Annotated in this window: 12 protein-coding genes; 6 read left to right on the forward strand and 6 right to left on the reverse strand. The window is 65.2% G+C overall.

Annotated features, from left to right (window positions below; translation table 11 throughout):
- Positions 1-44: 44 nt before the first annotated feature.
- Both CIT40_RS11430 and CIT40_RS11435 read right to left on the reverse strand, forming a co-directional pair.
- Positions 45-824 carry an enoyl-CoA hydratase gene (locus CIT40_RS11430; protein ID WP_094890540.1) on the reverse strand — a complete coding sequence of 260 codons (780 nt, stop codon included), beginning with the start codon at positions 822-824 and terminating at the stop codon, positions 45-47.
- A gap of 176 nt (positions 825-1000) precedes the next feature.
- Positions 1001-1690 carry a hypothetical protein gene (locus tag CIT40_RS11435; RefSeq protein WP_094890539.1) on the reverse strand — a complete coding sequence of 230 codons (690 nt, stop codon included), beginning with the start codon at positions 1688-1690 and terminating at the stop codon, positions 1001-1003.
- 291 nt (positions 1691-1981) lie between these two features.
- Between CIT40_RS11435 and CIT40_RS11440 the strand changes: the two genes are divergently transcribed.
- Positions 1982-2527 carry a sigma-70 family RNA polymerase sigma factor gene (locus CIT40_RS11440; RefSeq protein ID WP_094890538.1) on the forward strand — a complete coding sequence of 182 codons (546 nt, stop codon included), beginning with the start codon at positions 1982-1984 and terminating at the stop codon, positions 2525-2527.
- Between the two features lie 2 nt (positions 2528-2529).
- On the forward strand, positions 2530-3168 hold the full coding sequence (locus CIT40_RS11445) for an NrsF family protein (protein WP_094890537.1): 639 nt from the start codon (positions 2530-2532) through the stop codon (positions 3166-3168).
- Between the two features lie 61 nt (positions 3169-3229).
- Here the strand turns inward: CIT40_RS11445 and CIT40_RS11450 are convergent, their stop codons facing one another.
- The 3 genes from CIT40_RS11450 to CIT40_RS11460 form a co-directional block, all read right to left on the reverse strand.
- A complete protein-coding gene (locus tag CIT40_RS11450) occupies positions 3230-5353 on the reverse strand; it encodes a hypothetical protein (RefSeq protein WP_148667192.1) in 2124 nt (707 codons plus the stop codon).
- A 105-nt stretch (positions 5354-5458) separates the two neighbouring features.
- The gene (locus CIT40_RS11455) at positions 5459-6562 is read right to left on the reverse strand and encodes a DUF2336 domain-containing protein (RefSeq protein ID WP_094890535.1); all 1104 of its coding nucleotides are present in this window, start codon (positions 6560-6562) and stop codon (positions 5459-5461) included.
- Between the two features lie 63 nt (positions 6563-6625).
- On the reverse strand, positions 6626-7783 hold the full coding sequence (locus CIT40_RS11460) for a GGDEF domain-containing protein (RefSeq protein ID WP_109862221.1): 1158 nt from the start codon (positions 7781-7783) through the stop codon (positions 6626-6628).
- Between the two features lie 434 nt (positions 7784-8217).
- Between CIT40_RS11460 and CIT40_RS11465 the strand changes: the two genes are divergently transcribed.
- The 4 genes from CIT40_RS11465 to CIT40_RS11480 all read left to right on the forward strand — a co-directional run bounded on the left by CIT40_RS11465 (position 8218) and on the right by CIT40_RS11480 (position 12613).
- The gene (locus CIT40_RS11465) at positions 8218-8787 is read left to right on the forward strand and encodes a sigma-70 family RNA polymerase sigma factor (RefSeq protein ID WP_162307447.1); all 570 of its coding nucleotides are present in this window, start codon (positions 8218-8220) and stop codon (positions 8785-8787) included.
- Positions 8784-9479: a hypothetical protein gene (locus CIT40_RS11470; RefSeq protein WP_094896050.1), complete on the forward strand. Its 696-nt coding sequence runs from the start codon at positions 8784-8786 to the stop codon at positions 9477-9479. Before CIT40_RS11465 ends, CIT40_RS11470 begins: the two co-directional genes overlap by 4 nt.
- A gap of 16 nt (positions 9480-9495) precedes the next feature.
- A complete protein-coding gene (locus CIT40_RS11475) occupies positions 9496-11208 on the forward strand; it encodes a S8 family serine peptidase (RefSeq protein WP_094896051.1) in 1713 nt (570 codons plus the stop codon).
- 625 nt (positions 11209-11833) lie between these two features.
- Entirely contained in the window at positions 11834-12613 is a 780-nt protein-coding gene (locus CIT40_RS11480) for a TIGR03809 family protein (RefSeq protein WP_162307448.1), read from the forward strand.
- 30 nt (positions 12614-12643) lie between these two features.
- On the opposite strand, the gene CIT40_RS11485 is transcribed toward CIT40_RS11480, so the two are convergent.
- Positions 12644-14014: a TIGR03808 family TAT-translocated repetitive protein gene (locus CIT40_RS11485; protein ID WP_094896053.1), complete on the reverse strand. Its 1371-nt coding sequence runs from the start codon at positions 14012-14014 to the stop codon at positions 12644-12646.
- Between the last annotated feature and the right edge of the window lie 19 nt (positions 14015-14033).

The following is a 14033-nucleotide window of genomic DNA, read 5'->3' on the forward strand; positions in this document are numbered from 1 at the left end:
GGGAACGCGGTGCAGCCTTACACCAGCCTGACCGTGCGCCGGGATTACCTGTTCTTGTTCACCGGCTTGCGCTTCTCGATGAACGCCGCCATGCCCTCGGAGCGGTCTTCCAGCGCGAAGGTCGAGTGGAACAGGTTGCGCTCGACGCTCATGCCCTCACTGAGCGTAGTCTCGAAGGCGCGGTTCACCGCTTCCTTGGCCATCGCGGTCGCGGGGCGCGACATTGCGGCGATCTTCTCGGCCGCCGCCATCGCCTCGTCCATCAGCTTGTCGGCTGGCACGATGCGGCTGACGAGGCCGCTTCGCTCGGCTTCCGCCGCATCCATCATGCGCCCGGTGAGGCACAGGTCCATCGCCTTGGACTTGCCGATCGCGCGCGTCAGGCGCTGGGTACCGCCGATGCCGGGAATGGTGCCGAGCGTGATCTCGGGCTGGCCGAACTTGGCGGTGTCGGCGGCGATGATGAAATCGCACATCATGGCGAGCTCGCAGCCGCCGCCGAGCGCATAGCCGGAAACCGCCGCGATAGTCGGCTTGCGGCAACGCGCGAGGCGGTCGCCGCCGATTGCGGCAAAGTCCTCGGAGAACATGTCGATGAAGCCCTTCGGCTGCATCTCCTTGATGTCGGCGCCGGCGGCAAAGGCCTTCTCGCTGCCGGTCACGACGATGCAGCCGATGGCCTCATCGGCCTCGAGGTCGTCGACGGCAGCTGCGATCTCGCGGAAGACGCCGAAGGAGAGCGCGTTGAGCAGCTTCGGCCGGTTCAGCTTGATGATGCCGACCGCGCCTTTGCTTTCGACGATGATGTGTTCGAACGTGCTCATGCTCCACCCACGCTTTTGATCCGGCGGGCAATGTGCCCGCTGGCGCGATGGGCTTCAAGGGGCTAAGGGCCGCCGGAACATGCAGCGGGCTGCGCGTTCCGGTGGCGGTCTCTCTAGCCGGGCAGTCAGGCCAGGAATTCAGCCTAAGAATTCAGCCTGGGAATTCAGGCCAGCGATCACGCCATGAACATGCGCGCGGCGGACGCCAGCGTCAGCAGCGTGCCGACGCCGATGAAGATCTTGCCGATCAGGGAGCTCTGGTCCCAGGCCGAGCTCTGCTGGCTGCTCGCCATCACCGGCGCCGGCCGGGGCTGCGCCTCGGTTGCGGCAATCACCGCCTTCTGCGCCGGCGGGCTGTCCTGTTGCGCGGCACGGTCGATGTCGTTGAGCTGATCGGGGGCGACGACCTGATTCTCGACGTTCTGGCTCTCGACATTCGCAGCGTTGGTATTATCGGCTGCTGCCTGGACATTGCCGTTGGCGCGGTCCGTCATCGCGGAGGCCGCTGCCGCAGTCGGTGTATCGGCGGTGGCGAGCTGCGCATTGGCGTTGGCGATTGCCGGCGGCATCTGGCTCGAGGCCGCCGCGTCGGCGTCGGCCTTGCTGTCGGCTTTCGGCTCGTCCTTTGCCGGAGCATCAGTCTTGTCAGCGGATTTCTGCGCCGTCTTGCTGCTGCCGTTGCGGCGTGACTCGTGGCGTCGGTGCTTGCTCGGCCTGGCCGCATCGGCCTGCTTGCCCGCGCTGTCCGATTTACTTGCGGCTGAGGCTGGTGCCGCCTGTGCAAGGCTTCCCTGTGCAAGGCTGCTGAACAGTAACAAAAGCCCGGCCAGAACAATCAGGGCCGCGCGCCCGCTGGCTTTCATCATGGTGATGATCTCCCCAATTCCGCCCGTCCCGGGAGCGAACAGAGACCCTGGGGCGTGACGACAGCGGGGCAGAAAATGGGAATCTTCGGGCTACACCGGGCAAAACCGGGGCAAGTCGGCATCCATGGAGCCAGCCGCCGGGTGCGGGAGGCGCCAATCTCTGTTATGAGCCGTCGCAGACGTTGACGGACGGATCGGTCGCGAGGCCCGAGGTTGATCACGAATTCGTGATTTCGTCGGGCTGGCGTAACAAATTGAACGAACGGCCGAATTGCTTTGTGAGGGGCGCGCGTGCGCGGACGTGAGGACGAATGGACCGGCCTGATGCGGTCGGCCATGGCTGGCGATGATGCGGCGTATCATCGCCTGTTGAGGGCGGTCACGCCCGTGCTGCGCGCGGCCGCGAGGCGAGGCCTGGCGCGGGCAGGCCAGCCTCCCGATCAGGCAGAGGATATCGTGCAGGAGATTCTGTTGGCGGTGCATCTGAAGCGGCACACTTGGGACAGCGAAGCCCCCTTCGCGCCCTGGCTGTTTGCCATCGGCCGCAACAAGCTGATCGACGCGCTGCGCCGGCGCGGCAGACGCGTCTTCGTCAACATCGACGATTTCGCCGAAACCCTGCCGGGCGAGGCGCCCGAGCAAACGGCCTCCGCGGGCGAGGTCGCAGCCCAGCTCAACACCCTGCCGCAGCGCCAGCGCGACGTGCTGCAGTCGATCGCGGTCGAGAGCGCCTCGATCAAGGACACGGCGACGAAGTTTTCGATGAGCGAGGGCGCGGTGCGGGTCGCACTCCATCGCGGACTTGCGGCGCTGACGACCAAACTGCGGAACCCCTAGTCATGGACACTGATCAACTCATCCGCTCGCTCGCAGCCGACAACACTCATCGCACGCCGCGCGTCGGCTCCATGCTGACCATGGCGCTGCTGGTGGCCGCGCCCTTGTCGATCACGATCTTCGCGACGTTCCTCGGCGTGCGGCCGGACGTGATGACGGCCATGCACAACCCGTTCTTCGACATGAAGTTCGCGGTAACGCTGTCGCTCGCGATCCCCGCGATCATCGTCAGCCTGCATCTGTCGCGTCCCGAAGCTCTGCTGCGTGGCTGGGGCTGGCTGCTGCTGCTTCCCGTCGGGTTGCTCGCGGTCGCGATCGGCAGTGAGGCGATGATGGCGCCGGCCATGCCGATGACGATGCGCTTGATGGGCAAGAACTCCAGGGTGTGCCTGGTCGCGATTCCGGCGATGTCGCTGCCGCTGCTTGCGGGGGCGCTGTTCGGCCTGCGCCATGGCGCGCCGTCGCGCCCGGCGCTTGCCGGAGCGCTCGCCGGCCTGGTGTCGGCCGGGCTTGCCGCGACGCTCTATGCCTCGCATTGCACCGACGATTCGCCGCTGTTCGTCGCGACCTGGTATACGCTCGCGGCGGCGCTGGTGACGGCGATCGGCGCGGCGGTCGGGTCGAAAGTCCTGAGATACTGACCGCGCCAGCCAGGCCGCGCGGTCCGTCGTCAGCGCTCCAACTACCCGCGCGAGCTTGGCGTCATGACTTCCTGCGATAGAGGATGAACCGGGTCGACTCTTCGGAGTGCTCGAACTGCTCCTGCAAGATCTGGTCGACCATCTCCTTCAACCAATCATATTGGTTGGTCGCGCCGCGTTCCAAAAAGAAATAGTCGGCTCCGGCAAAGCTCCTGATCACCTGGTCTCGGCTGAACATGTCCCGGAAGGGCATGAAGTCGCTCTTGGGGGCACGGCCGAGAGCGGGAAGAACGAGCCAATCCTGGTCCGACAACAGCAGCATGCGGCCGCCGGGGGGCAGGACCCTGTTGACCAGTTCGACGTCGCTGGCGTCGAGTGCGACCTTGATTGGGCCCGCGCTTGGTTTCCATCTGAAGCTGGCGATGCTCGGATACTGCAAATACGACCGCAGCCCGATCGTCACATGCTGTCGCCGATCCTGCGCGCTCAGAAGCACGGCGACCGAGACGACGGCGACCGCTCCTAGCGACATTGCCGGCACCAATTGCGACTTTGTTCGGCCGACAGCGGCGCGAAATGCCGATCGGCCCCACCACGCGCCAACGGCAAGATAAGCAAACGCGTTCTGCTGCCACACCGCATCGAGCGACCGGTTCACCCACTTGGTCATGAAAACCAGCGCGACGAGAGACAGAACCAGCAGGTAAGCGCGCTCGACGGTGCGTGAGCCGGTCCACGCGCCGGCGACGCTCACCGCCGTGCCGATGGCGATCGCGGGCATGACGATCTGGTAGACCGTTCCGAAGCCGGGCTGCCAGATCAGGGTTACCGATACCCAGTTCGAGAAGCTGTGCAGACCGAGCGGGGTGAGGAAGACGTACAGGAAGTCCTTTGAAAGGACCGCCGGGCCGAATGCGGCAACGAACAATCCCAGCAGGAACACGATCGACATGCCGGTGAAAGCCGCGACCTCCCAAAAACGGCGCCGCTCCAGCAACCGCACGCATAGCGCCGCGCAAGCCACGGCCCAGGTATAGATCCCGGTTTCGGTGTTCCAAAAGATCGAGACGCCGCAGACGGCGGACAGCGCCACCAGCAACCAACCGGACGGTTTCACCATGAGACGCGCCAGGATGCCCACGGCGATGAACACGAACATGTACCGGATCGCGAGCGCGGACGGCCCGCCGAAAGCATCGCCGTCGGCGTACTGGCACAAGGCGAGAAACACGAACGCCAGGACGAAAGGCATCGCCCGGTTCTGGAAGAAGTCCCGCAGCACCCAATAGGCCGACACGTGGAAGATCACGAGACTTCCGGCAATCAACCTGATGTAGAGGCAATACAGGGCATTGGCGTCCGCGGTGAGGAACCTGCTCAACAAGTAAGGCGGGCCATATCCGTAGAACGCCAGGAAGTCGCGGCCGGGCACCAGGCCCTTTGCGAAATGATAGAGCGCCGGCCCTGTCAGATAGGAGACCGGATGATTGCCGCCGGCCGCCCGCGTGGCCATGCCCTGCACGTCCATGGGCAGGATCAGGGCCAGCAGTGCAGCGATCAGCACTGCATCGACCCATCCAAATTCGAATAGCCCGATCGGTCTGGCTTCGGCATCGCCATTGATGTGAATGCGGGTCGGGAAGCGCTTCACGAACGGGATGAAGCCGGCGGCGACCATGGCGGTCAGCGCGAGCGCTTGAAATCTCGGCTCGAACGTGGCCCGCAGGAACGGATGCAGTTCTGTGATGATGATCACAGACGAGAGGTAGAACGGAACGAGCGACCTCCCTTCGAAGAACTTTCGCAGCTTGAGGGCAGCAAACGCTGCGGCGGCGCCGAAACCGTAGAACAGGAGATAGAAGATTTTCTCGGCGCGTTTGACGGCTTCGCCGTTCGGAACAGCTGATTGAACGACTGGAAAGTCCAGTGCCAGGTTTACGGCAAGGTCCGGCTTGGCGGCATTCAGGATCAGATAGGCCGAGAGGCCAGCTGCCACGGCGCCAACGCACGCTCCCCACAATGCCAAACTCTGAAAACGCCAAAGCTCAAGTTCTGACCGTGTTATCGGTTTGACAAAATGCAACGGGCCCCCCCGGGACGAAATCCTCCGGAACGCTAAAACAAAAAAATCGCCGACGCCATAAGCGCTGCGCCATAGATGGCATGCCCCTGGGAAGAAGGCCATGGAGCATGATCCCGCACGCGCCAGCTCTTCGCGAGGGAGCGTCGTGCGTTTCACAAAAAGGTCACGCTCGAGGGGCGAGCCGCGTGACGCTTGCTCAGTCGCGCCTCACGCTACCGGCGTTGCACCCAGCTGCATGCGGTGGAAGCGCAGCACCTGCTGCGCGGTCGAGCTGCGCAGGGCCTCGTAGGCGTCGCGCAGCGTCAGCATGTCGGTCTGCGAGCCGCCGGAGAGCTTCTCGCGCATGGCGATGATGGCGCGCACGCTGGGCCAGGACATGCCCGCGACCTTGGCGAGGACCATCACGCCCTCGGTGCGGCTTTCGATCATCATGGTCTCGGCAGTCTCGACCGCGACGCCCGCGAGCGCCGCGAGCCCCGCATTGGTTTCGTCGAATTTGCCCTGCTCGGCGAAAGCGGTGACCTGGAATTCGTTGAGACGGCCGTCCTCGTGCAGCGACTTCACCAGCGCGCGCGCCATCTCGGTCTGCTTGGTCATGGCGGCGGCGCGGACCCGCTGAGCCACTTCCTGGACCACGCTCGACACCTCGTTCACGAGCTCCGGATGCGCGGCCTCGAGCTTGCGGCGCACGCTCAGGGACGCCTTCGCGATCAGCTTCAGATAGTGATGGCGCGGCAGATCGGGCCTCAACCCAATGCAGGTGGCGAGGTCATCGTCGCGTTCGGCGCGGCTGACGAGGTCGGTGAGGCTTCCCTCGGAAAGCTGCGCGCCCGGATTGCTGATGGTCGACTGCACCACGTCCTCGTTGCCGCGCGTTACCAGCACGTCGGTCAGCGCTTCCGACAGCACCCGCCGCAGCGAGATCGCCTTGAGATGCGCCTGGCCTCGCGTGCGCGCGATCTCGATCAAGGTGGTCTCGTCCAGCCGTTCCGATCTCGACAGCACGGGGCCGGAGACTTCGATGACCTCGTCGAGCGCGAGCGTGCGGATGATTTTCGGCGGCGCGGCCGCGATCGGCGCGAGGCGGTCGGCGAGCAGCGCCCTGGCCGAGGTCTCGATCTGCTCGATCAGGCACTGGAATACGTCGTCGAACACGCGGATGTGGTCGTCGGAATAGTCCACCGCGTTGCCCACGAACAGATCGGTGACGCGGCGCAGCGTCTCGACCCGGCGCGCGACGGTGCCGTGCGACAGCGCGGTCTGCAGTTCCTCGAGCAAATTCTCGGATGTCTTTGCGGATCTGGATCTCATGGCCCTGTCCTGGAGCGCTCGGTCCGGCGGCGGCTTCTGTCGCAGCGGGAAAAAATGGATCGGTCAGCTCGTTGCAATGCGGTTGCGCCCTTGCGCCTTGGCGGAATAGAGCGCGCGATCGGCGCGCGCGAGAAACGTGTCGGCAGTATCGACGTCGCGCAGCGTCACGACGCCCGCGGAAATGGTCAGGTGCATATTCAGGGAGAATGCGCTCCAGTCGAGATCGGCGACGATGCAGCGCAAGCGCTCGAGCATGCGCTGTGCGGCGTCACCCGAGGTGTCCGGCAGCAGCAGCAGGAATTCCTCGCCGCCATAGCGGCCGAAGCAATCGGCCGGACGGATGTTGGCGAACATGGTGATCGCGAAGGTGCGCAGCACCTCGTCCCCGACGGGGTGGCCATGGGCGTCGTTGATGCGCTTGAACCAGTCGAGATCGATCAGCGCGATCGCGCATGGCGTCGATGCCTGCCGCGACTTTTCGATCTCGGCGTCGAGAAGCCGCATGATGCAGCGGCGGTTGTAGGAACCGGTGAGTTCGTCGAGCTCGGCCAATTCCTCGATGCGCTGATAGGCGGCCTTCAGCTCGATGCTGCGCCGGTAGAGGATCTTGCGCAGGGTGGCGCCGAACAGGCCGAGGAAGGCGCACTGGCCGATTACCAGCACGAAGCAGAGCATCGAGGCGGTTCGCTCGAGGCGGGTCGCAACCGGAAGTCCGATCGGCAGGTCCGAGCCCAGGAAGACCAGGGCGAGCCCGCCGGTGGCAAGGCCCCAGGTAAGCATCGCCTGGCGCGAGGTCATCCGCAGCGTGCCGAACGCGAAAATCAGAAACAGCACGGCGATGAACGTGACCCCGACCGTGGGCACGGCGAGCAGGAACACCAGCTGCAGCGCCATATGCGCCGAGATCTGAAAGACGGTGAGGTAATGATCCTCGAACCGGTCGCCGAAGCCGGCTTCCGACAGCACGGTGAACGTACCGATAATCAGGAGGCCGCCGAGCCAGAACAGCGACGGAACGGCCATGGCGACCGCGCCGGCATAGGCGTAGAGCAACAGGACCGAGGCGCCCAGCGAATAGCTCGCCACCTGGCCGATATACATCTGGCGGCGCTGCCGGGCCCGGCGCGCCAGCACTTCGGGGGCCGCCACCTCGGGCGAGAGCACGAGATCCGCGACCTCAGCGGCATTCCTCTCGGGAAAGGACGTCGCGGCCGTGCTCATGGTCCCGCCAATGGTGATGTCAGCGTAAAAATCTACGTGGCAAGCCTTTATGTTTGGTATCCTCTGAAACCGAATCCGAACCGTGCAGCGCAGAACAAGGTGGCAGGCTCGGGGGAGAAATTTTGCTGGCGATCGGGCGTCCTTTTGCGATGCGATCGAGCCTAAGCCGGGCTTGGCGAGACATATGTCGTGCAGGACTGCTATGGAACCGGACGAGGTCGGCCTGTGCCGGACAGGCGTTCCGCTGGGAAGTATTACAGTATTATGTTACCGATCTGGATGAAAGCGGCCGATGGCTGCGGGTGGGACAAGAAAAATACGCGTATGTGGGGTGGATCACACAGGCGCCCGTATGACTGCGGTACCCTGAACAATTTTGCCCCCTCTGTCGAACCGTCCGCCGCGCCGACCCGACCAACTTTGCGAGACGGGCATTGAGCGTGACACAGGCGGCTTCGGACGAGGTCCTGATCGCCAGGATCGCTCAAGGTGACCGGCTCGCCATGCAGGTGCTGTACGGGCGGCACCATGTCAGGGTGTATCGTTTCGGGCTAAGGCTCGTGCGGGACGAGCAGGCGGCGGAAGACCTCATCAGCGAGGTGTTTCTCGACGTTTGGCGTCAAGCCGGCAAGTTCGAGGGCCGATCCGCCGTTTCTACCTGGCTGCTGGCAATCACCCGCTTCAAGGCCCTGTCTGCGCTCCGGCGCAGGAAGGATTTTGAACTGGACGAAGACGCCGCCAACGCGATCGAGGATACGTCCGACAATCCGGAAACGGCGGTGCAGAAGAAGGATACCAGTGCTGCGTTGCGGGAGTGTCTGACGGGCCTCTCGCCGGACCACCGGGAAATCGTCGATCTCGTCTACTACCACGAGAAGTCCGTGGAAGAGGTGGCCGAAATCGTCGGGATACCGGAGAACACCGTGAAGACGCGCTTGTTCTATGCGCGCAAGAAATTGGCCGAACTGCTGAAGGCAGCCGGCGTTGAGCGAGGCTGGCCATGATGGCTTTGAGCAAGAAGATGCTGGAGCAAGAGCCCGGTGAAATTGAATTGCTGCTGCCGTGGCACGCTGCCGGCACGCTGAACGCGCGCGATGCGCGGCGGGTCGAGGAAGCGCTGGCGCGCGATCCCGAACTTGCCAGGCAATATGCCGCGATCCGCGGTGAGTACGAAGAGACCATCCATCTGAACGAGAGCCTCGGGGCTCCCTCGGCGCGCGCGATGCAGAAATTGTTCGCCGCGATCGACGCCGAGCCGGCGCGGGCGAGCGGCTCGCTGCCGTTGTCGGCGCGCATTTCGACCTTCTTCGCGAGCCTGTCGCCGCGCACGCTGGCGTGGTCGGCGAGCCTCGGTGCCATCGCGCTGATGCTGCAGGCCGGAATCATCGGCGCCGTGCTGATGAAGAACCAGCCCGCGACCTTCCAGACCGCTTCGGTCTCGACCAGCGGTCCGATCACACGCGAACTCGGCACGACCGTTCCGCCGGCGCGCGCGCTGGTGCGCTTCACGCCCGAGGCCCGCGTCGGCGACATCACCGCACTGCTCGACAGCTACCAGGCCTCGATCATCGGCGATGCCAAGGGCGGCATGTTCCGCCTCCAGTTCGACAAGGCGATGAGCCAGGACGAGCTCGCTTCGCTGCTCGGCAGGATGCAGCGCGAGAAGTTCGTCAACCTCGCCGTCGCGGCGCCCTAGTCGCGCCGCTGATCCGATGACAGGCAAGTCCGAGAGCAGGGTGCGCGCCGGGGCCTACGCTTCATCGGCCGGCGCCGCGCTTCTGATCGCCGCCTGTCTCGGCGTCGAGGTTGCGCAGGCGCAGGCGATCATGCGCACGCCGACGATCAGCGTGCCCACGCGAACGCCGACCATCTCTCCGAGCATCGCCTCGCGCGTCGGTCCGACGGTCTCGGCCAGGGCGGTGTCCGTCGATCGCGGCCCGCGCACGATCGCGACCATTCCCCACACCACGACGGCGCGCCTGCGGCCGACGACGGTGCTGCCCTATGCACGCTACTCGCCGAACCTGTATCCGGCCTGCACCGCGCCCTATCGCGATGCCGGCGGCGAATGCCTGGCGCAGCCGAATGCCGGCGGCGGTGACCCTGGCAAACCCGGCAAGAAGAGCGCCGGCAAGGGCCGCGGCAACGCCACGCCGGTTGCCGCCAATCTGCGCAGCTTCGCCAACGAATTCGTGGCCGAGATCGACGGGACGTTGTCACCCGGTGACGCCGACGCGCTGGCCCGGCGGCACGGCTTGACGCGGATCTCGTCGGAGAGCTTCCCGCTGATCGGGGCGACGTTCGGTCTGTTCCGCATCACGGATGGCCGGCCGTACGAGACGGTGCGGCGCGAATTCGCGACTGATGGCAGCGTGCGCTCGGTCCAGCCGAACTTCCGCTATGTGCTGCAGGATCAGAAATCGACGCCCCCGAGCGAAGGCGATCCTGCGCAATATGCCCTGACGAAACTTCGCCTGCCGCAGGCGCATACGCTGGCGCACGGCGCCAACGTCACGGTTGCCGTGATCGACTCCGGCATCGACACCAGGCATCCCGAACTCGCCAATTCCATCGCCGACAATTTCGATGCGCTCGGCAGCGCGGAGGGGCCGCACGTCCACGGCACCGGCATTGCCGGCGCGATCGTGGCGCATGACCGGCTGATGGGCAGCGCGCCCGAGGCCCGCATCATCGCGATCCGCGCGTTCGGCGGTGCCAATGACGGCGCCGAGAGCTCGTCCTACATCATCCTGCGGTCGCTAAATTACGCCGCCGAGCACGGCGCGCAGATCGTCAATATGAGCTTCGCCGGTCCAAAGGACGCGGTGATCGAACGGGCCATCGCGGCGACCGCCGCGCGCGGCCTCGTGCTGATCGCGGCTGCCGGCAATGCCGGCGCGAAATCGCCGCCGCTCTATCCAGCCGCCAATCCCAACGTGATCGCGGTCAGCGCGACCGACCAGCAGGACAGGCTGTTCCCCGCGTCCAACCGCGGCAATTACGTCGCCATTGCAGCGCCCGGGGTCGACATCTTCCTGCCGGCGCCGGACGGCAAGTACCAGATGACGTCGGGAACCTCGTTCTCGGCCGCCTACGTCTCGGGCGTCGCGGCGTTGCTGCTCGAACGCAACTACGCCTTGAAGCCGGAAGCACTGCGCATGACGCTGGCGAAGACCGCGCGCGACCTCGGCTCTCCCGGGCGCGACGAGCTTTTCGGCGACGGTCAGGCCGATGCGTTTGCCGCGGTCTTGGCTGTTCCCGCCGACAGCGCCACGCCCGTTGCGGCTGCGTCGGGTACAACAAAACGTGAAGATGCCGCGAAGCGTCGCGACGAGCCCAACAGCCGCGCGATCGAACAACCCTCGTTGTCGAGCGCGGACGATAAAGCCACGGTTTCTCAGGCGGATAGGCCGGCGACGCGATAGCGCTTGCGACAAAGATGCGCGCGTTGCGAAGGTCAAAAAATCGAACGCGGCATTGAACGTTCAGCTAGCTGCCACGACCAAATTATGTGGGAGCGGTCATCCCTCCCCATCAGTCATATTAGGCGCGAGCGCCCATCCACCCCAAGCGCCCATATGGCTCGACCCGTCCGGTTGTCCCCCCGGACGGGTCTTTTCTTTTCAGAGCGGTTTCCAGCGAAGTGGATTCCGGTTCGCGGGAAGAAAACGCGTCAGAACGAGAAGCCAGGCTTTGGTCCTGATTCAATCAGAACCAAAGCGCTGGGCATCCGATTCTCTGCAACCACTTCCACGTTCAGCTTTCGGTTGAGAGGTCGCGCCCTCACTGATGGCCGCCGCTCGCGCAACTCGCCGCAAGCCGGCTATGCTTGCGCGAAGCTTGACTCGAAAACACGGCAAATCTCCGCACGACTACGGTGATTGACGGCCAGTGCCGTGTCGTTGCTGGACAAGTTAAAACTTTTCCACAAAATATTCATGTCGCCTCTAAATTGATTCGTGTGCGTTGCGTCCCCCGCGTCCGTGTTTTCCTCTGACGGGCTGGTTAATGACACATCGCCAAGAGTCTAACTGCGCGTCTGCGCGTGCCGTGGTTGCTGGCTGCGACGTCGCGGCGCGCTGGTGCGCTCTCGCCGAGCAGCGGCTGCAACATCTCTCCGAAATGTTCGAGACCGGCCGCTGGCGTCGTTATCATTCCGAGATCGCATTCCTCGAAAACATCCAGGAAGCCAAGCGCGCCGTCCAGACCTGGCGCGCGCTGGCGACCGGTGCCGATGTCGCCGAGGCCGCTGCAAGCGTGACACCGGCATTCGGCTGGTCGCCGGCGACCATGCCCCGTGTGTTTCCGCGCGAGCAGCAGGCGGAGATCGTGCTGCCCAAGACTCTGGAGCCCAACACTCTGGAGCCCAACACTCTGGAGCCCCAGACCCTGCAGCCAAAGGCCGTCCACATCGCCCCCGAGACCGCCGTGCCGGTCAGGCTCGATCCCCAGCCGGACGTTCTCGCCGAGATCACCGAAGCCCCGATCGCGCCGCTCGCCGCGCCCGCAGCGGTGGCATCGTTTACCGCGCCTACCGAAATGCCGCCGCTCAAGGCCCCCGCGGCGAGGGCGCCCTTCGTCGCACCTGCCGTGAGGTCACCGCTCGCGCCGGCCGCAGTCGCGCCATTCACCGCGCCTGAAGTGAGGCCGCCGCTCCCTGTGTCTGCCGCGAAGCCGCCGAAGACCGCGCCTGCCGCGATGGCAGCGCTCCTGCCGCAGTTCACGCCGCCGGCCGAGGAAATCGTCGCAGCCCCCAAACGCGTCGTCGAATTCACCTTCAGCCTCGACGGCCTGGAAGCCAAGTACCCACTGCTGAGGAACGCGTTCTAGCGTCTGGCCCCAGAGGCGAGGAGGCGGCTTTCAGCGCCGCACCGCATTGCCGCCGACCATCACCTGCGCGAATCGCTGCGCGCCGTCGGCTGACAGATCCGACGTCACCGCACGCGCATGGTCGAGGCCGACGACGGCGCCGCGCGGGGTTTCGGAGATCATGTTGTTGTTGACCAGCGCGATGCCCGCGCCCGGCACGACGGAGACGCCGACGCCAGCGAGGGCCTTGCGGATGACGTTGCCCGTGATTGCGACGTCGCGCAGATATTTGCCCCAGCCGGCGACGATGCCGTAGGATGGCGCGTTCTCGATCACATTGCCGGTCACGGCTGAATCCGCCTCGATGTAGATGCCGACGCCCGCGTCGTCGTCGGGCGCGGTGCCGACCGGGCGCTTCGGGATCAGGTTGCGGATGATGTTGCCCTGGACCACCGCGATGCGGCCACCCTCGTTGAAATTGCAGACGGAGACGCCGACCGCCGCGCCATCCACAATGTTGTTGGCGATCACCGCGGCCTCGAAAGCGAACTCGGAATAGAGCGCGACCTCGCGCACGTCGCTGACGCTGTTGCCGGATATGTGGATGTTCGAGGCCGAATTGCCGCGCACCGCCGAGTAATCGCAGTTTCTGATGCGGTTGCCGCGCACGATCACGTTGCCGGCGCGGAACGCGTTGATGGCGTTGCCGTACTGACCGGAGCCGCCGGGACCGGCCTTGATGTTCTCGATGCGGTTGTCGGCGACCAGCGTGCCGTCGTCGCCGATCGCGCTGCGCAGGATCTCGATGCCGTTGTCGTTGGTGCCGATGATGGTGTTGCGGGACACGCTGAGGCCTTTGGCGTCGAACGAGACCACCGCGGTGACCGCGATGTCAGTGAAGATGTTGCCCGAGATGTCGCCGGACACCTGTTCGAGCCAGATGCCGCTGCCGCCTGAGTTCGTGATCTCGCAATCGGCGATGCGGATGTCGCGTCCGCCGAGCACATGGATCAGCCCGCGACGCGTCGGCAGCGGAATGCCGCCGCCGTCGAAGGTGATACCGGTGAGGCCGATTGCATCGGCACCGTCAGCCTGGATCGCCGAGGCGCCGCCGGTGAAGACGAGTTTCGTCGCGCCGCGTACGCCGATCAATTGTGCGCCGTTCGGCAGCCGCAACAGCCCGGTGCGATAGACGCCGGGTGGTAGTGCCAGCGGCAGCTGTGCGCGTGCAACCTCGTCGATCGCGCGTTGCAGCGCGCGGGTCTGATCTTCGCTGCTGCCGGGCCGTATGCCGTATTGCGTGGCGTCGCGGCCGAGCAGGGATGTCAGTGGCGCCGCGCGCGCGGCGTCGGCCGGCATGGCCAGCGCGCCGGCGATGCCTGCGGTCGAAGCTCCGATGAGATGACGGCGATTGAGGTCCATGACGCGTCCTCCGGCGGAA

Source organism: Bradyrhizobium amphicarpaeae (genome assembly GCF_002266435.3).
GTDB lineage: Bacteria > Pseudomonadota > Alphaproteobacteria > Rhizobiales > Xanthobacteraceae > Bradyrhizobium > Bradyrhizobium amphicarpaeae.